This is a genomic window from Streptomyces sp. NPDC093094, assembly GCF_044754345.1.
Lineage (GTDB): Bacteria > Actinomycetota > Actinomycetes > Streptomycetales > Streptomycetaceae > Streptomyces.
This window is the reverse complement of the sequence record NZ_JBIVOX010000016.1, coordinates 147,488-164,385: the sequence shown is the minus strand read 5'-3', so window position 1 is coordinate 164,385 and position 16,898 is coordinate 147,488. Positions and strand designations below refer to the sequence as shown.

General features: G+C 71.0%; 15 protein-coding genes. 6 read left to right on the top strand and 9 right to left on the bottom strand.

Annotated features, from left to right (window positions below):
* Nucleotides 1-1,760: homocysteine S-methyltransferase family protein (locus ACIQGV_RS30000; protein ID WP_402499820.1), on the bottom strand; the 1,760-nt coding region annotated here is incomplete at its 3' end.
* A 410-nt stretch (nucleotides 1,761-2,170) separates the two neighbouring features.
* Between ACIQGV_RS30000 and ACIQGV_RS29995 the strand changes: the two genes are divergently transcribed.
* The 4 genes from ACIQGV_RS29995 to ACIQGV_RS29980 all read left to right on the top strand — a co-directional run bounded on the left by ACIQGV_RS29995 (nucleotide 2,171) and on the right by ACIQGV_RS29980 (nucleotide 7,377).
* The gene (locus ACIQGV_RS29995) at nucleotides 2,171-2,935 is read left to right on the top strand and encodes an IclR family transcriptional regulator (protein ID WP_402499818.1); all 765 of its coding nucleotides are present in this window, start codon (nucleotides 2,171-2,173) and stop codon (nucleotides 2,933-2,935) included.
* Between the two features lie 369 nt (nucleotides 2,936-3,304).
* Nucleotides 3,305-4,099, top strand: a complete 795-nt coding sequence (locus ACIQGV_RS29990; RefSeq protein WP_402499816.1) for an MIP/aquaporin family protein — start codon at nucleotides 3,305-3,307, stop codon at nucleotides 4,097-4,099.
* A gap of 117 nt (nucleotides 4,100-4,216) precedes the next feature.
* Nucleotides 4,217-5,752 (top strand): glycerol kinase GlpK, encoded by a 1,536-nt coding sequence (glpK, locus tag ACIQGV_RS29985; protein ID WP_402499814.1) that lies wholly within the window; start codon nucleotides 4,217-4,219, stop codon nucleotides 5,750-5,752.
* Between the two features lie 8 nt (nucleotides 5,753-5,760).
* A complete protein-coding gene (locus tag ACIQGV_RS29980; RefSeq protein ID WP_402499811.1) occupies nucleotides 5,761-7,377 on the top strand; it encodes an FAD-dependent oxidoreductase in 1,617 nt (538 codons plus the stop codon).
* An 82-nt stretch (nucleotides 7,378-7,459) separates the two neighbouring features.
* Here the strand turns inward: ACIQGV_RS29980 and ACIQGV_RS29975 are convergent, their stop codons facing one another.
* Together ACIQGV_RS29975 and ACIQGV_RS29970 are read right to left on the bottom strand one after the other, a co-directional pair.
* The gene (locus ACIQGV_RS29975) at nucleotides 7,460-8,362 is read right to left on the bottom strand and encodes a TIGR03620 family F420-dependent LLM class oxidoreductase (RefSeq protein WP_402499809.1); all 903 of its coding nucleotides are present in this window, start codon (nucleotides 8,360-8,362) and stop codon (nucleotides 7,460-7,462) included.
* 69 nt (nucleotides 8,363-8,431) lie between these two features.
* Nucleotides 8,432-8,764: an ArsR/SmtB family transcription factor gene (locus tag ACIQGV_RS29970; protein WP_402499806.1), complete on the bottom strand. Its 333-nt coding sequence runs from the start codon at nucleotides 8,762-8,764 to the stop codon at nucleotides 8,432-8,434.
* Between the two features lie 195 nt (nucleotides 8,765-8,959).
* On the opposite strand from ACIQGV_RS29970, the gene ACIQGV_RS29965 reads away from it, so the two are divergent.
* Entirely contained in the window at nucleotides 8,960-9,928 is a 969-nt protein-coding gene (locus ACIQGV_RS29965) for a PAC2 family protein (RefSeq protein WP_402499804.1), read from the top strand.
* Between the two features lie 71 nt (nucleotides 9,929-9,999).
* On the opposite strand, the gene mshC is transcribed toward ACIQGV_RS29965, so the two are convergent.
* The 4 genes from mshC to ACIQGV_RS29945 all read right to left on the bottom strand — a co-directional run bounded on the left by mshC (nucleotide 10,000) and on the right by ACIQGV_RS29945 (nucleotide 13,455).
* Nucleotides 10,000-11,229 carry a cysteine--1-D-myo-inosityl 2-amino-2-deoxy-alpha-D-glucopyranoside ligase gene (gene mshC, locus ACIQGV_RS29960; RefSeq protein ID WP_402499802.1) on the bottom strand — a complete coding sequence of 410 codons (1,230 nt, stop codon included), beginning with the start codon at nucleotides 11,227-11,229 and terminating at the stop codon, nucleotides 10,000-10,002.
* Between the two features lie 92 nt (nucleotides 11,230-11,321).
* A complete protein-coding gene (locus ACIQGV_RS29955) occupies nucleotides 11,322-12,140 on the bottom strand; it encodes an SCO1664 family protein (RefSeq protein ID WP_402499800.1) in 819 nt (272 codons plus the stop codon).
* Complete coding sequence (locus ACIQGV_RS29950) at nucleotides 12,104-12,694, bottom strand: DUF3090 domain-containing protein (protein ID WP_402499797.1); 591 nt, start codon at nucleotides 12,692-12,694, stop codon at nucleotides 12,104-12,106. The genes ACIQGV_RS29955 and ACIQGV_RS29950 overlap by 37 nt, the downstream gene beginning before the upstream one ends.
* 74 nt (nucleotides 12,695-12,768) lie before the next feature.
* On the bottom strand, nucleotides 12,769-13,455 hold the full coding sequence (locus tag ACIQGV_RS29945; RefSeq protein ID WP_402499795.1) for a histidine phosphatase family protein: 687 nt from the start codon (nucleotides 13,453-13,455) through the stop codon (nucleotides 12,769-12,771).
* Between the two features lie 62 nt (nucleotides 13,456-13,517).
* Here ACIQGV_RS29945 and corA point away from each other — a divergent pair, with 62 nt between their 5' ends.
* Nucleotides 13,518-14,513, top strand: a complete 996-nt coding sequence (corA, locus tag ACIQGV_RS29940; RefSeq protein WP_402499793.1) for a magnesium/cobalt transporter CorA — start codon at nucleotides 13,518-13,520, stop codon at nucleotides 14,511-14,513.
* Nucleotides 14,514-14,522: 9 nt separating this feature from the next.
* On the opposite strand, the gene ACIQGV_RS29935 is transcribed toward corA, so the two are convergent.
* Together ACIQGV_RS29935 and ACIQGV_RS29930 are read right to left on the bottom strand one after the other, a co-directional pair.
* On the bottom strand, nucleotides 14,523-15,311 hold the full coding sequence (locus ACIQGV_RS29935; protein WP_402499791.1) for a ferritin-like domain-containing protein: 789 nt from the start codon (nucleotides 15,309-15,311) through the stop codon (nucleotides 14,523-14,525).
* Nucleotides 15,312-15,714: 403 nt separating this feature from the next.
* Nucleotides 15,715-16,770: an LLM class F420-dependent oxidoreductase gene (locus ACIQGV_RS29930; RefSeq protein WP_402499788.1), complete on the bottom strand. Its 1,056-nt coding sequence runs from the start codon at nucleotides 16,768-16,770 to the stop codon at nucleotides 15,715-15,717.
* Nucleotides 16,771-16,898: the final 128 nt, after the last annotated feature.

Genomic DNA, 16,898 nt, shown 5'->3' with positions numbered 1-16,898 from the left:
GCGGAGTCCAGGCCCGCCTTCACGCACTCGTCCAGGAAGACCGAGTTCAGCAGGATCCGGGCGGCCGGGTTCAGCCCGAAGGAGATGTTCGACAGACCCAGGGTGGTCTGCACGTCGGGGTGGCGGCGCTTGAGCTCGCGGATCGCCCCGATGGTGGCGATGCCGTCCTTGCGGGACTCCTCCTGCCCGGTGCAGATGGTGAACGTCAGGGTGTCGATGAGGATGTCCTCCTCACGGATGCCCCAGTTGCCGGTCAGGTCCTCGATCAGCCGCTCGGCGATGGCGACCTTGTGCCCGACGGTGCGGGCCTGGCCCTCCTCGTCGATGGTCAGCGCGATCAGCGCCGCCCCGTGCTCGCGGGCCAGCGCGGTGACCCGGGCGAAACGGGAGTCGGGGCCGTCACCGTCCTCGTAGTTCACCGAGTTGATCACCGCACGGCCGCCCAGCTTCTGCAGGCCGGCCTCGATCACGTCGACCTCGGTGGAGTCCAGCACGATCGGCAGGGTGGAGGCGGTGGCGAACCGGCCGGCGAGTTCCTCCATGTCCGCGACACCGTCACGGCCCACGTAGTCCACGCACAGGTCCAGCATGTGCGCGCCCTCACGGATCTGGTCCCGGGCCATCTCCACACAGTCGTCCCAGCGGGCCGCCAGCATCGCCTCACGGAACTTCTTCGACCCGTTGGCGTTGGTGCGCTCACCGATCGCCAGGTAGGAGGTGTCCTGACGGAACGGCACCGTCTGGTACAGGGACGCGGCACCCGGCTCGGGACGCGGACTGCGCTCGGCGGGGGCGAGGTCACGGACGCGTTCGACGACCTGCCGCAGGTGCTCGGGGGTGGTGCCGCAGCAGCCGCCGACCAGCGACAGCCCGTAGTCCCGGACGAAGTTCTCCTGCGCGTCGGCGAGCTCGGGCGCGGTGAGCGGGTAGTGGGCGCCGTCGGAGGTGAGCACGGGCAGGCCCGCGTTGGGCATGCAGGACAGCGGGATGCGCGCGTTGCGGGCGAGATAGCGCAGGTGCTCGCTCATCTCGGCGGGGCCGGTGGCGCAGTTCAGGCCGATCATGTCGATGCCGAGCGGCTCCAGGGCCGTCAGGGCGGCGCCGATCTCGGAGCCGAGCAGCATGGTGCCGGTGGTCTCGACGGTGACGGAGACGATCAGCGGCACGTCGTAGCCGGCGGTGGCCATGGCGCGGCGGGCGGCGACGACCGATGCCTTGGTCTGGAGGAGGTCCTGGGTGGTCTCCACCAGCAGGGCGTCGGCACCGCCGGCGAGGAGGCCCTCGGCGTTCTTCTGGTAGGCGTCGCGGATCGCGGTGAAGGTGGTGTGGCCGAGGGTGGGCAGCTTGGTGCCCGGGCCGATCGAGCCGAGGACCCAGCGCTGCCGGCCGGTGCGCGCGGTGACGTCGTCGGCGGTCTCGCGGGCGATGCGGGCACCCGCCTCGGACAGCTCGTGGACGCGGTCGGCGATGTCGTACTCGCCCAGCGCGCTGAGGTTGGCGCCGAAGGTGTTGGTCTCCACGCAGTCCACGCCGACGTCGAAGTACGCCTCGTGCACGGAGCGCACGATGTCGGGGCGGGTGACGTTGAGGACCTCGTTGCAGCCCTCCAGGTTCTGGAAGTCCTCCAGAGTGGGGTCCTGGGCCTGGAGCATCGTGCCCATGGCTCCGTCGGCGACCACCACACGGGTGGCGAGTGCCTCGCGGAGCGCGGACGCGCGGGTCCGGCTGTCGGCGGAAGGGGTCGGCGGCACAGAGGCCATGAAGGGCTCCCTCGGATGCGACGGCTGTCGGCTTCGCGCCCTTACTAGGGCCTGACGGACCAGGCCATAGCGGTGAAGCCCATGGGGAGCTTCCCGAGGAGGGCGCACGCCGTCAGGGTAGCCGGGAGCGTGCGCCTGTGTTCAGGGGCGTCCACCACCCGGACGAGCCGGTACGGCCGATCGACGGGGCCGGACGGGTGACGAGCGGGGGGCGCGTGGCTCACCATGTGGCGACCGGAATGACGACGGACCATTAGCGGTGGGTCGGCATGGACCGGTAGTGTTCGACATTGCCGAACGATGAGCAATGTTGAGGAATGACAGCCGAGACGACGACGGCAGCGTCGCGGCGCCGAGCCCGGCGCCCACGTCACGGATCGGCGGTCGAAGGGGACGGAGGCAGGACGGCGATGTCACGGAACATCCAGTCGCTGGAGCGGGCTGCGGCGATGCTGCGCCTGCTCGGAGGCGGCGAGCGGCGGCTGGGCCTGTCGGACATCGCCTCCTCGCTGGGCCTCGCCAAGGGCACCGCGCACGGCATCCTGCGCACCCTTCAGCAGGAGGGGTTCGTCGAGCAGGACGAGGCGTCGGGCCGCTATCAGCTGGGCGCGGAGCTGCTGCGTCTGGGCACGACCTATCTGGACGTGCACGAGCTGCGCGCGCGGGCCCTGGTGTGGACGGACGACCTGGCCCGCTCCAGCGGGGAGAGCGTGTATCTGGGGGTCCTGCACCAGCAGGGCGTGCTGATCGTGCACCACGTCTTCCGGCCCGACGACAGCCGTCAAGTGCTGGAGATCGGGGCGATGCAGCCCCTTCACTCCACGGCGCTGGGCAAGGTGCTGTCGGCGTACGACCCGGTGGCGCACAGCGAGGCCGTGGAGGCCGACCGCAAGGCGTTCACGGACCGCACGGTGTGCGATCTGGAGTCCTTCGAGCGGATCCTCGACGTGACACGCGCGCGCGGCTACGCGGCGGACGTGGAGGAGACATGGGAGGGCGTGGCGTCGGTGGCCGCGCCGATCCACGACCGGCGGCGCATGCCGGTGGGGGCGGTGGGCATCACGGGCGCGGTGGAGCGGCTGGGGCGCGACGGCGAGCTGCGTCCCGAACTGATCGCCGCCGTCCGGGACTGCGCCCGCGCCGTGTCGCGCGATCTGGGCGGCGGGCGCTTCTGAGCCGCGCGCGACAGGGCGCGCAAAAGACCTGATCAGGGCCGGGACACCGTTCGGCGTCCCGGCCTTCGGCATACCCTGAAACGGGCATAGCGCCCGAAGTCGCGCAGATTGAGTACAGACAAGGGCACACCATCGATAAGCCCAGTCGATCAATAACGATCCCGCTTTCGATAACAGAACCCTTGACGGGCGCCTTATGCCGGGACAAGACTCCCGTCCATCGGTCGGCAATGCCGAACACCTACCGGCAATACGCGTTAGAGTGTGGCAACGCCAAGGGACCGGCACAGCTCTCACCCCCGAGGGCGCAGCACCCCCGAAGGGACTCGGGGATCTGCTTCCCCTGGACGAAGGACAAAGGAGTCGCGGGTGTCCAGCTCCGACATCTTCATCGGCGAGACCATCGGTACCGCCATACTCATCCTGCTCGGCGGTGGCGTGTGCGCCGCCGTGACGCTGAAGGCCTCCAAGGCCCGTAACGCCGGCTGGCTCGCCATCACCTTCGGGTGGGGCTTCGCCGTGCTGACGGCGGTCTACACCTCGGCGCCGCTGTCCGGCGCCCACCTCAACCCGGCGGTCACGCTCGCACTCGCGATCAAGGACAACGTCTGGAACAACGTCGCCACCTACATGGGCGGCCAGCTCCTCGGCGCCATGATCGGTGCCACCCTGGTCTGGGTCGCCTACTACGGCCAGTTCCAGGCGCACCTGACCGACAAGGAGATCGTCGGCGGTCCGGGCGCGCAGGCCACGGCCACCAAGGCCGTCGAGGCCCAGGAGAAGGGCGCGGGCCCGGTCCTGGGCGTGTTCTCCACCGGTCCCGAGATCCGGAACGTGGTGCAGAACCTCGCCACCGAGATCATCGGCACGATCGTGCTGGTGCTCGCCATCCTCACGCAGGGCCTGAACGACAACGGCAACGGCCTCGGCGTCCTTGGTGCTCTGATCGTCGCCCTGGTGGTCGTCAGTATCGGTCTGTCGCTGGGCGGCCCGACCGGCTACGCGATCAACCCGGCCCGTGACCTCGGTCCGCGCATCGTGCACTCCCTCCTGCCCCTGCCCAACAAGGGCGGCTCGGACTGGAGCTACGCCTGGATCCCCGTCGTCGGTCCGCTGATCGGCGCGGCGATCGCCGCAGGCATCTACAACGTCGCCTTCGCCTAAAAGGGCCGCTGCGAGAGCAAGGCTTCTTCGACAAGCACATTCGAGAACAAGCACTTCGAGCTCGACAGCACGCGCCGTACGTACAGCCCCGTATCCAAGGACTCCCAGGAGTACACAGTGACCGACGCACACGCCGGCCCCTTCATCGCCGCCATCGACCAGGGCACGACCTCCAGCCGCTGCATCGTCTTCGACCGGGACGGCCGTATCGTCTCCGTCGACCAGAAGGAGCACGAGCAGATCTTCCCGAAGCCGGGCTGGGTCGAGCACGACGCCACCGAGATCTGGACCAACGTCCAGGAGGTCGTCGCCGGAGCGGTCGAGAAGGCCGGCATCACCCGTGACGACATCAAGGCCATCGGCATCACCAACCAGCGCGAGACCACCGTGCTGTGGGACAAGAACACCGGTGAGCCCGTCCACAACGCCATCGTCTGGCAGGACACCCGCACCGACGCCCTGTGCAAGGACCTGGGCCGCAACGTCGGCCAGGACCGCTTCCGCCGCGAGACCGGCCTGCCGCTGGCGTCCTACTTCGCCGGCCCCAAGGCCCGCTGGCTGCTCGACAACGTCGAGGGACTGCGCGAGCGCGCCGAGGCCGGGGACATCCTCTTCGGCACCATGGACACCTGGGTCATCTGGAACCTGACCGGCGGTGTCGACGGCGGCAAGCACTACACCGACGTCACCAACGCCTCCCGCACCATGCTGATGAACCTGCACACGCTGGAGTGGGACGAGAAGATCGCCGAGTCGATCGGCGTGCCGCTGGCCATGCTCCCGGAGATCCGTTCCTCCGCCGAGGTCTACGGCGAGATCACCGGCGGCAAGCTGGGCGACCTGCTCGGCGGCATCCCGGTCGCCTCCGCGCTGGGCGACCAGCAGGCGGCCCTGTTCGGCCAGACCTGTTTCGCCGAGGGCGAGGCCAAGTCCACGTACGGCACCGGCACGTTCATGCTGATGAACACCGGCGAGAAGATCATCAACTCCTACTCCGGACTGCTGACCACCGTCGGCTACCGGATCGGCGACCAGGCTCCGGTCTACGCCCTGGAGGGCTCGATCGCCGTCACCGGTTCGCTGGTGCAGTGGATGCGCGACCAGATGGGCCTGATCTCCACGGCCGCCGAGATCGAGACGCTCGCGCTCTCGGTGGAGGACAACGGCGGCGCGTACTTCGTGCCGGCCTTCTCCGGCCTGTTCGCCCCGCACTGGCGCTCCGACGCCCGCGGCGTCATCGCCGGCCTGACCCGGTACGTCACCAAGGCGCACCTCGCGCGCGCCGTCCTGGAGGCGACCGCCTGGCAGACCCGTGAGATCACCGACGCCATGACCAAGGACTCCGGCGTCGAGCTGGCGGCCCTCAAGGTCGACGGCGGCATGACCTCCAACAACCTGCTGATGCAGACGCTCTCGGACTTCCTGGACGCCCCCGTGGTGCGCCCCATGGTCGCCGAGACCACCTGCCTCGGCGCCGCCTACGCCGCCGGTCTCGCCGTCGGCTTCTGGACCAGCACCGACGACCTGCGCGCCAACTGGCGCCGGGCCGCCGAGTGGACCCCCCGCATGGACGCGGATTCCCGCGACCGTGAGTACAAGACCTGGCTCAAGGCCGTCGAGCGGACCATGGGCTGGATCGAGGACGAGGAGTAAGAAACCACATGACCACGCAGTCCACCCTGCAGTCCGTGCCTGCCCTGGGATCGCGCCCGGCCTCCGGCTCCCGCCCGAGCCGCGCCGAGACCCGGGAGCAACTCTCCAAGGCGTCGTACGACCTTCTCGTCATCGGCGGCGGCATCCTGGGCATCTCCACCGCCTGGCACGCCGCGCAGTCCGGCCTCAGGGTGGCTCTGGTCGACGCCGGCGACTTCGCCGGCGCCACCTCCTCCGCCTCCTCCAAGCTTCTCCACGGCGGTCTGCGCTACCTGCAGACCGGCGCGGTGAAGCTGGTGGCGGAGAACCACTTCGAGCGCCGTGCGGTCTCCCGTCAGGTGGCCCCCCACCTGGCGAACCCGCTCACGTTCTACCTCCCTGTGTACAAGGGCGGGCCGCACGGCGCCGCGAAGCTCGGGGCGGGCGTCTTCGCCTACTCCGCGCTCTCCGCGTTCGGTGACGGCGTCGGTCACCTCCTGTCCCCCGCGAAGGCGGCGCAGGACGTGCCGGAGCTGCGTACCGACAACCTCAAGGCCGTCGCCGTGTACGGCGACGACCAGATGAACGACTCGCGCATGGCGCTGATGACGGTCCGCGCGGCCGTCGAGGCGGGCGCGGTCGTGCTCAACCACGCCGAGGTCACCGGCCTGCGCTTCACCAAGGGCCGGGTGACCGGCGCGGAGCTCAGGGACCGGCTGTCCGGTGACGAGTTCGGTGTCGGCGCCCGTCTGGTGCTGAACGCGACCGGCCCGTGGGTCGATCACCTGCGCCGCATGGAGGACCCGGACGCCGCGCCGTCGATCCGTCTGTCGAAGGGCGCGCATCTGGTCCTGAAGCGCACCGCGCCGTGGAAGGCCGCGCTGGCCACCCCGATCGACAAGTACCGCATCACCTTCGCCCTCCCCTGGGAGGACATGCTGCTGCTCGGCACGACCGACGAGGAGTACGAGGGCGACCCGGGCGAGGTCGCGGTCAACGACAAGGACATAGCGCAGATCCTGGACGAGGCCGCGTTCTCCATCCGCGACCAGCAGCTCGACCGTGATCTGATCACCTACTCCTTCGCGGGTCTCCGGGTGCTTCCTGGCGGTCCCGGTGACACCGCGAAGGCCAAGCGGGAGACGGTGGTGACCGAGGGCCGGGGCGGGATGCTGTCCATCGCGGGCGGCAAGTGGACGACGTTCCGGCACATCGGCCGTACGGTGATGCAGAAGCTGGAGACGCTGCCGGGCCGTCCGCTGGGCGAGGACTTCGAGCCGATCTCCTCGCTGCCGAAGAAGCTGCCGCTGCCGGGTGTCGCCAACCCGCGCGCGGTCGCCCACCGGCTGCTGACGGACCGTCCGGCACCGGGTCCGCGGATGGCGGCGGACACCGCCCGGCATCTGGCCACGCACTACGGTTCGCTGGCCTTCGACATCGCCCGTGTGGCGAACGAGAACCCCGAGCTGGCCGCGCGCGTCCACCCCGACGCGCCGGAGATCTGGGCGCAGGTCGTCTGGGCCCGTGACCACGAGTGGGCCGAGACCGCGGACGACGTGCTGCGCCGCCGCACCACCCTGACCATCCGCGGCCTGGCCACGGACGAGGTGCGCGGCAAGGTCCAGGACCTGCTCGACAAGAAGTAGGGCCGGTACAGGATCGACGGCCGGACGGTCCTACGTCATGAAGGGGGCGGCTCCCCGCACGGAGCCGCCCCCTTCCCGTGCCCTACGGCTGTGCGGGGCCGCCGGCCTTCAGGAGGACCTCGGCCAGCAGCCGCCAGGAGGGCATCGAGGTGCCGCCCGGCCGGGTGCCGACGACCTGGACGGCGACATGGTCGGCGCCCGCCTCCAGATGACCGCGCAGCCGGGCGGCGACGCTCTCCGGGTCGCCCCAGAGGACCAGGTCGTCGACGAGGCGGTCGCTGCCGCCGCCGCTCAGGTCGTCCTCGCCGTAGCCGAGCCTGCGGAACTTGGCGAGGTTGTACGGGGTGTCGAGGTACGGCACGAGGTGCTCGCGGGCGATCGCACGGGCCGTGCCCGGGTCGGTCTCCAGCAGCACGGCGTGCTCGACGCCGAGGAACGCGTCCGGCCCGAGGATCTGCCGGGCCTCGGCGGTGTGGGCCACGTTGACGTGGTAGGTGTGCGCGCCGGCCGTGCGGTCGCGGGCGAGCGCCAGCATCTTGGGCCCGTAGGCGGCCAGCAGCCGGCGTGCCGGGGACTTCAGGGGCGCGGAGGGCGGCGCCTGGAGGGTGTCCATCTCGTCGAGGTACGCGGCCATCGCCGCCAGTGGCTTCACCCCGGCGTGGGGGCTGCCGCCGTAACCGAGGCCGAGCACATGCCGGTCGGGGAAGGCGTCGGCCAGGAACAGCGCCGCGCCCTGCGCGCTGTGGGCCTGCCGGGTCCAGATCTGCGCGATGCCGTTGATCACGTGCAGCCGCTCGGTGGCCGCGAGGAGCCGGCCGGCCAGGGTGAGCGGCTCACGCCCGCCCACTTCGGGGAACCAGACGGCTTGCCAGCCGAGTTCCTCCAGTTCCCGCGCCGACTCGGCGATCTGCGCGGCCGGTTGGTGCTCGAAGTCGAAGGTGTAGATGCCGAAGGATCCGGGGTTCAGTCCGTCGATCGTCGCCATGCATCGAAATATCGCAGATTCTCGATTCGAACGGCAACGGGAACGCCGCCACGGCTGGGGCGAGTTGCCCTACAGGGTCCGTCCGAGCTCCGCGACCAGCGCGGCTATGCGCTGCTCGTCGCGCTTGTAGTGGGTCCACTTGCCCACCCTGGTGGCCCGTACCAGTCCGGCCCGCTGGAGTTCGGCCAGATACGCGGAGACGGTGGACTGGGCCAGCCCGGCCTTCTCCTGGATGTGGCTCACGCACACGCCGACCTCCGCGAGGTCGGCGGCGGAACGGCCCACCGGGAAGTGCCGCTCGGGTTCGCGCAGCCACTGGAGCAACTGGAGCCGCACCGGGTTGGACAGCGCCCGCAGGGCACCGACCAGCTCCGGGTCCGGTGTGCTCGCAGGGTCCGCCATGGCTGTGGAGTATAGGTCGCGGCCCCGCACGGGCCGGTCGCAGGCTTGGGGATCCTGTGATCGTCCCGGGGTGTCCGGGCGTGACGAACGGGGCAGTGATCCGTTCACTCCCCTGTGCAAGGGGGCTGCGGGCGCCCCCGCCGAACGCCGTAAGGTTGGGACGACAAGCGAGGGCACGTCGGAAGGAGGCACTGGGTGATCGAGCTCGAGGGGGTTCCCGAGCTGATCGACCCGGTCATGGTGGCCGCGTTCGAGGGCTGGAACGATGCCGGCGACGCCGCTTCCACCGCGGTCGCGCATCTGGAGAAGGAGTGGAAGGGCGAGGTGTTCGCGGCGCTGGACGCCGAGGACTACTACGACTTCCAGGTGAACCGCCCCACGGTGTTCATGGACGGCGGCGTACGCAAGATCACCTGGCCGACGACCCGGCTGTCGGTGGTGCGGGTCGGCGGGGACAAGCCGCGCGACCTGGTTCTGGTGCGCGGTATCGAACCGTCCATGCGCTGGCGGTCGTTCTGCAACGAACTGCTCGGCTTCGCCCACGAACTGGGTGTGGAACTGGTCGTCGTCCTGGGCGCCCTGCTCGGTGACACCCCGCACACCCGTCCGGTCCCGATCAGCGGGACCACCTCCGACCCCGACCTGGCCCGCCGGATGGACCTGGAGGAGACCAAGTACGAGGGTCCGACGGGCATCGTCGGCGTGCTCCAGGAAGCCTGCACGCACGCGGGCGTCCCGGCGGTGTCGCTGTGGGCGGCCGTACCGCACTACGTGTCGCAGCCGCCCAACCCGAAGGCCACGCTGGCGCTGCTGAACCGCCTGGAGGACCTGATCGACGTGCGCATCCCGCTGGGCGAACTGCCCGAGGACGCGCGCGCCTGGCAGGTCGGTGTGGACCAGCTGGCCGCGGAGGACAGCGAGGTCGCCGAGTACGTGCAGACGCTGGAGGAGGCCCGGGACACCGCGGAGCTTCCGGAGGCGTCGGGCGAGGCGATCGCCCGTGAGTTCGAGCGGTATCTGCGGCGCCGGGACGGCGGCGCACCGGGCGGGCACGCCACGGACGGCGAGAGCTCGCCGTACCGGCGGGACAGCTCCGGGGACCGGACACGGCCGCCGAAGCCGCCGAAGCCGGGTACGGACGACGGGGACTCGCCGGAGGACTGAGGACGCACGGCAGGAGGGGCGGCGCTTCACGCGCCGCCCCTCCTGCCGTGCGTCGTTCCCGTCCGCCGTCCTTACAGGGCCACGCCCAGCAGCGCGTCCACCGCACGCGAGACGACCCCGGGGGCGCCGAGGTCGGTACCGCCCCCGGACTGCTGGAGAGCCGCCCAGCGGTCGACCGCGGCGAGCGCGGCCGGGGCGTCGAGGTCGTTCGCGAGGGCCTCGCGGATCTCCTCGACGAGGGCCTCGGCGGCCGGGCCGTCGGGCCGGGAGACGGCGGCACGCCAGCGGCCGAGCCGGTCCACGGCGTCCTGGAGGACCTGGTCGGTCCACTCCCAGTCGGCACGGTAGTGGTGGGCGAGCAGCGCGAGCCGGATGGCGGCGGGGTCGACGCCCTCACGGCGCAGCGCCGAGACGAAGACCAGGTTGCCCTTGGACTTCGACATCTTCTCGCCGTGCAGGGCGACCATGCCGGCGTGGACGTACGCCTTGGCCATGGGGAACTCGCCGGTGAGCACCTGGGCGTGCGAGGCGCCCATCTCGTGGTGCGGGAAGGCGAGGTCGGAGCCGCCGCCCTGGACGTCGAAGCCCATGCCGAGGTGGTCCAGGGCGATGGCGACGCACTCGATGTGCCAGCCGGGCCGGCCTGGGCCGAGGGAGGCGCCGTCCCAGCTGGGCTCGCCCTCGCGGGCGGCCATCCACAGCATCGGGTCCAGCGGGTTCTTCTTGCCGGGCCGGTCGGGGTCGCCGCCGCGCTCGGCGGACAGCAGCCGCATGGCGGCGGCGTCGAGGCCGGAGACCTGGCCGAAGTGCGCGTCGGCCTCGACGGAGAAGTAGACGTCACCCTCCAGCTCGTAGGCGGCGCCCATGTCCCGCAGCCGCTCGACGAGCGGCACGATGCCGGGTATGGCCTCGACGGCGCCTATGTAGTGCTGCGGCGGGAGCATCCGCAGGGCGGTCATGTCCTCGCGGAAGAGGGCCGTCTCCTTCTCGGCGAGGGCGACCCAGTCGATGTCGTCGCGCGCGGCCCGCTCCAGGAGCGGGTCGTCGACGTCGGTGACGTTCTGGACGTACTGAACCTGCCGCTTGGTGTCCAGCCAGACGCGCTGGACGAGGTCGAACGCGTTGTAGGTCGCCGCGTGCCCCATGTGGGTGGCGTCGTACGGCGTGATGCCGCAGACGTAGATGCGGGCGACGGGACCGGGCTCGAGAGGGACGAGCCCACCGGTCGCGGTGTCGTGGATCCTCAGGTCGCGGCCCTGACCAGGCAGGGCGGGGACCTCGGAAGCGGGCCAGGCATGCATGTCATGAGCGTAACCGGACTGCAGTTCCGTCTACGAACCGGATGGCGCCGGTTGGCCGGGAAGGCGTTCTTGTCATGTGCGGCCGGATGTGCCTACACGGGCGGCCAGGGGATCGCGGGCCATTCGCCCCCGGGCTCGGGGTGTCTTCCGGAGGCGAGCAGGGCGTCGACACGCGCGCGTGCCGCGTCGGTCTCGGCGGGGGTGATCAGGCCGGAGAGACGCGCGGCGAGGGCGCCGCCCGGGGCCATGGCCTTCTGGAGGCCCTCAAGGACCTCGACCGCGTCCCCGGGCAGGGGATCCCCCGCCCAGCCCCACAGCAGGGTGCGGAGCTTGTCCTCGACGTGGAAGGAGACCCCGTGGTCGATGCCGTAGAGCCGGCCGTCGGGGGCGGGGAGCAGATGGCCGCCCTTGCGGTCGGCGTTGTTGATCACCGCGTCGAGCACCGCCAGCCGGCGCAGCCGCTCGTCGTCGGCGTGCACCAGCAGGGCGGTGCGCCCCTCCCCCACCTCGGCGAAGCCGATGGCCTTCCAGCCCGGCTCGGGCTCCTCGCCGTCGACCAGGGCGAGCAGCTCGGCGTCGGCCGTGGCCTCGATCCACAGCTGGACCATGCCCTCGCCGTACGGGCCGTCGCGCAGCACGGTGGGCGGGACCAGCTGCCAGCCGGTCGCCTCGGAGACCTCGTAGGCGGCCAGCTCGCGCTGGGCGAGGGTGCCGTCGGGGAAGTCCCACAGCGGGCGTTCCCCGGCGACGGGTTTGTAGACGCAGGCGACTTCCTGACCTTCACGGGCGACGGTGCAGTACAGCACCGCGTTGGATGCCTCGCGCAGGCGTCCGCGTACGGTCAGCTCGCCCTCGGCGAGCAGCTCCGCCGCGGTCATGCTCCGCGGCGGTATCCGTTCTGGCGCGGACATACGTGTCCTTCCGGGTCGAGCGGCAGGCTGCACAGCGGGCAGGGCGGCCGGCCGGCGTTGACGACGTCGAGGGCACGCTTGGCGAAGGCGCGGGCCTGCGTCCCGGTGAGTCTGACCCGCAGCATCGGGGGGCCGTTCTCCTCGTCCTGGAGAAGCCTCTCCTCCGCCTCGGCGAGGTCCTCGTCGGTGTCGGCGTCCAGCTCCACGAGGGCCTGCGCCTCGACGATCATGCGCTGCTCCTCGCCGTCCCAGGCGAGGGCCATGGTGCCGACCCGGAACTCCTCCTCGATGGGGGTGTCCAGAGGGCCGGTGTCGGAGATCTCCGTGGGGGCCATCGCGGGGACGGCCGCGTTTCCCCCGGTGCGCCGTACGACCTCGTCGAGCAGCTCGTCCATGCGTTCGGCGAGCGCTGCGACCTGGGTCTTCTCCAGGGCCACGCTGGTCACCCGGGGGCCTGACGTGGCCTGGAGGAAGAACGTACGGCGCCCGGGCAGTCCGACCGTGCCGGCCACGAAGCGGTCCGGGGGGTCGTAGAGGAACACCTGACGGGACACGTCCAGCTCCAAGAATCGTGAAGGCGGGCAATCACGGCGCTACTGCGGTCGCTTCACCCTACTGCGGGCGACGATCACGGTGCGCCCGCACCGCCCCCGACCGTGGCCTGGTCGCTCGGAGGTTCCGCGCGCGGCGCCAGGGAGGCGAGGTCGCCGGTGTCCCCGAGACGGACGAGAAACGGCCGCAGCCGGGTGTAACGGATCGCGGTGATGGAACACGGTTCGACGGAGATCCGTTGGAAGAGGTCGAGATGAAGTCCGAGTGCGTCGGCGACGAGCGACTTGATGATGTCGCCGTGGGAGCACATCAGATAGACGGCGTCGGCGCCGTGGTCGCGCTCCACGCGCGCGTTCCACTCGCGTACGGCCTCGGCGGCGCGGGTCTGCATGGCGCGCATGGACTCCCCTCCGGGGAAGGCCGCGGCGGAGGGGTGCGCCTGGACGACCTCCATGAGAGGTTCGTCCTTGAGCTCGGCGAGTTTACGGCCGGACCAGTCGCCGTAGTGGCACTCGCCGATGCGTTCCTCGGTGTGGGCGGTGAGTTCCGGGCGGGCGTCGAGCAGCGGCCGGATCGTCTCCCGGCAGCGCTGCAGGGGGCTGGTGACGATCTCGTGGACCGGCAGACCGGCGAGCCGTCCGGGCAGGGCGGCGGCCTGGGCGAGGCCGCGCTCGTCGAGGGCGACGCCGGGCGTCCAGCCGGCGAGCAGTCCCGCGGTGTTGGCGGTGGAGCGTCCGTGCCGGACCAGAAGCAGCGTGGGCATGCCGCCCAGAGTAGGCATACGAACGGGTGCGACGGTGGGCGCCCGGAAGGAGAATTCGCTGCGTGATCGTCGACTGTGCCGTCTACCGGGACGGCAGGCGCACCGGGGGACCGTCGGACCTGTCCGACGCGCTGGACGAGGCGCGGGCGGCGGGCGGGTTCGTGTGGATCGGTCTGCACGAGCCGTCGCCGGAGGAGTTCGCCCTGGTCAGCGAGGAGTTCGGGCTGCATCCACTGGCGGTGGAGGACGCGCTGAAGGCGCACCAGCGGCCGAAGCTGGAGGTCTACGAGGACTCGCTGTTCATGGTGCTGAAGCCGGTCTTCTACGAGCCGGAGGGCGACACCGTGTCCTCGGGCGAGGTGATGATCTTCCTCGGTGACGCGTTCGTGGTCACCGTCCGTCATGGCGCGGGTTCGCCGCTCGCGGCCGTGCGGCGGCGGCTGGAGGACGAGCCGCAGATCCTGGCCAAGGGGCCCACGGCGGTGCTGTACGCGGTCACCGACGCGACCGTGGACGACTATCTGGACGTGGCGGGCGAGCTCCAGACCGACCTGGAGGAGCTGGAGACGGAGGTCTTCTCCGCCGAGGGCGGCGGCTCGCGGAACACGGCCTCGCGGATCTACACCTTCAAGCGCCAGGTGCTGGAGTTCCGCCGTGCGACGGGCCCGCTGACAGCGCCGCTGGCCCGGCTCGCGGGCACGGGTCCGACCGGCGTGGCGGTGCCGTTCGCGGACGCCGGGTCCCGGCCGTACTTCCAGGACGTCGGCGACCATCTGACGCGGGTGAACGAGTCGGTGGAGGGCCTGGACCGGCTGGTGTCGGACATCCTGTCGGCGCATCTGGCGCAGACGAGCGTCCGGCAGAACGACGACATGCGGAAGATCTCCGCGTGGGCGGCCATGGCCGCGGTCCCCACGATGCTCGCGGGGATCTACGGCATGAACTTCGACCACATGCCCGAGCTGCACTGGGCGTGGTCGTATCCGGCGCTGATCGCGCTCATGGCCGCCCTGGAGGTGCTGCTGTACCGGCTGTTCAAGCACCGCGGCTGGCTCTAGGGCGGCGGATCAGGCGAACTCGGGGGCGCCGGTGGCCGGGCCGCCGAGCGCGTCACGGCGTTCGGGCATCTCCAGGGAGACCATGCGGCGCCAGCCCGCGAGGCGCTCCCAGGCGTACACGGCGTGGATGCCGGCCGCGAGGACGCCCGCCCTGGCCCTGGACCAGCCGAGGACCCGGCCCATGTGGTCCATGACCGCGAGACTGACGTCGCGGTAGACGCGGATCTCGGCGAGCGCGCAGGAGCGCAGGGTGGCCTGGATGGCGCGGCCGTGGCCGGCCCGGGCGAGGCGCAGGAGTTCCTCGTGGCAGTAGGCGAGGTGGTTGTCCTCGTCGTGGGAGATCATCCGCACCGCGCGGCCGATGTCGGGGTGGTCGGCGAAGTGCTTGCGCAGCAGATCCATCTGCTCGGAGGCGCGCTGTTCGGTGACGCGGCTGTGCGCGAGGTAGGTGACGATGTCCGCCACGGTCAGCGGCTCGTCGCCCTTGAGCTTGTCGTGCGCGAGGCCGATGCCGCTCTTCTCCAGCAGCATCGTGTAGTCGGTCTCGGGGGGCACGGGGACGGGCCGCAGGCCGCGCTTCTTCAGCAGGGCGTTGAAGATCCGGCCGTGTTTGTCCTCGTCGGCCCCGTGCCGGGTGATCTTGGGAGCGAGGTCGCGCGCGCTCTCGGGGACGAGCGCGGCGATGCGGGCGTTCTCCCAGCCGCCCTGCGACTCGCCGCTGGCGGCGATCGAGCAGAACAGCCGGAAGGACTCGTCGTTGTCGAGGATCTCCTGGAAAAGACTCTTGGCCGAAAGCATCTGAGGCACCTCTCCGCTCTCTGCGGTGCTCCACAGGGTCCGCAAAGAACGAGTGAAATGCGCCATGAGAGGTGCCGCAACACCTGTGTCGGACAACTGGGCCGAAAGAAGGACGCGACGAGTCGCGCCGGAGGCGTAACCGCGTGCGGTCCGGCGCGTTGTTCTCCGTGACGGCCGTGGCGGGGAAGACCCCCGAGCCCCCACCACGGCCGCTGGAATTTCCTCCCCCTGGGGCCTGTCCGACCATTCGCGTCGTCGCCCGAAGGGCGGCCGCGCGCCGTCAGGTGCGTGCTCTCGGCGTGCCGGCTCCAGGCCCTCGTACCGGACGTACCCGGGTCCGGAGCCGGTGCGGCGAGAGTGCGTGCACGGCGTCGCTCTGCAGACGGGAACGGTCGGACAGGCCCTACGCCAGTCCGGCGCGCTCCATGGCCTCGACGCCGGCGCGCAGGGAGGCGAGCCGGTCGTCCAGGGTGAAGCCCGCCGGAGCGAGGGTGAGCGTGGTGACGCCTGCGGCGGCGTACGCCTTCATGCGGTCGGCGATGCGGTCGACGGAGCCGAGCAGTGCGGTGCGGTCGATCAGGTCGTGCGGCACGGCGGCCGCGGCGCCCTGCTTGTCGCCGGCGAGGTACTTGTCCTGGATCTCGGCGGCGGCCTGCTCGTAGCCCATGCGCCGGGCGAGCTGGTTGTAGAAGTTCTGCTTGCGGCTGCCCATGCCGCCGACGTACAGGGCGGTGTAGGGGCGGAAGAAGTCGGCGAGCGCGGGGACGTCCTTGTCCTCGCCGACGGCGAGCGGCAGGGTCGGGCAGACGTCGAAGCCGTCGAGGGTCTTGCCCGCCTTCTCGCGTCCGGCGCGCAGGTGGCGGATCGCGGTGTCCTCCAGGTGCTCCGCGGAGGGGAAGATCAGCAGGGCGCCGTCGGCGATCTCGCCGGTCTGCTCCAGGTTCTTCGGGCCGATCGCAGCGATGTACAGCGGGATGTGCTCGCGCTCCGGGTGCACGGTCAGCTTGATCGGCTTGCCGGGGCCGCCGGGCAGCGGCAGCGTCCAGTGCTCGCCCTCGTAGGACAGCCGCTCGCGGGTCATGGCCTTGCGGACGATCTCGACGTACTCGCGCGTGCGGGCCAGCGGCTTGTCGAACTTGACGCCGTACCAGCCCTCGGAGACCTGGGGTCCGGAGACGCCGAGGCCGAGGCGGAAGCGGCCGCCGGAGAGCGAGTCCAGGGTGGCGGCGGTCATCGCGGTCATGGCGGGCTGCCGGGCGGGGATCTGGAAGATGGCCGAGCCGACGTCGATGCGCTCGGTCTGGGCGGCGACCCAGGTGAGCACGGTGGCGGCGTCGGATCCGTACGCCTCGGCGGCCCAGCAGACCGCGTAGCCGAGCCGGTCGGCCTCCTTGGCGACCGCGAGGTTGTCGGCGTCCATTCCGGCACCCCAGTAGCCGAGGTTGATCCCGAGCTGCATGCCAGATCCCCTTACTGATGAGTAACGTCCCTGTTCCGGAGACCCTAGCGGACCGGCGCGGCCCCGGGCAGGGGTGTGATCGGCGCGCCGGGGACCGCTGTTGCGATCATCGGAAACGCTCGGCCGCG

Bases quoted from the DNA above. Each gene is read 5' to 3' on its own strand.
- ACIQGV_RS29995 (WP_402499818.1), top strand. From the start codon at position 2,171: ATGTCACGGAACATCCAGTCGCTGGAGCGGGCTGCGGCGATGCTGCGC.
- ACIQGV_RS29980 (WP_402499811.1), top strand. From the start codon at position 5,761: ATGACCACGCAGTCCACCCTGCAGTCCGTGCCTGCCCTGGGATCGCGC.
- ACIQGV_RS29975 (WP_402499809.1), bottom strand. From the start codon at position 8,362: ATGGCGACGATCGACGGACTGAACCCCGGATCCTTCGGCATCTACACC.
- ACIQGV_RS29970 (WP_402499806.1), bottom strand. From the start codon at position 8,764: ATGGCGGACCCTGCGAGCACACCGGACCCGGAGCTGGTCGGTGCCCTG.
- mshC (WP_402499802.1), bottom strand. From the start codon at position 11,229: ATGCATGCCTGGCCCGCTTCCGAGGTCCCCGCCCTGCCTGGTCAGGGC.
- ACIQGV_RS29955 (WP_402499800.1), bottom strand. From the start codon at position 12,140: ATGTCCGCGCCAGAACGGATACCGCCGCGGAGCATGACCGCGGCGGAG.
- ACIQGV_RS29945 (WP_402499795.1), bottom strand. From the start codon at position 13,455: ATGCCCACGCTGCTTCTGGTCCGGCACGGACGCTCCACCGCCAACACC.
- ACIQGV_RS29935 (WP_402499791.1), bottom strand. From the start codon at position 15,311: ATGCTTTCGGCCAAGAGTCTTTTCCAGGAGATCCTCGACAACGACGAG.
- ACIQGV_RS29930 (WP_402499788.1), bottom strand. From the start codon at position 16,770: ATGCAGCTCGGGATCAACCTCGGCTACTGGGGTGCCGGAATGGACGCC.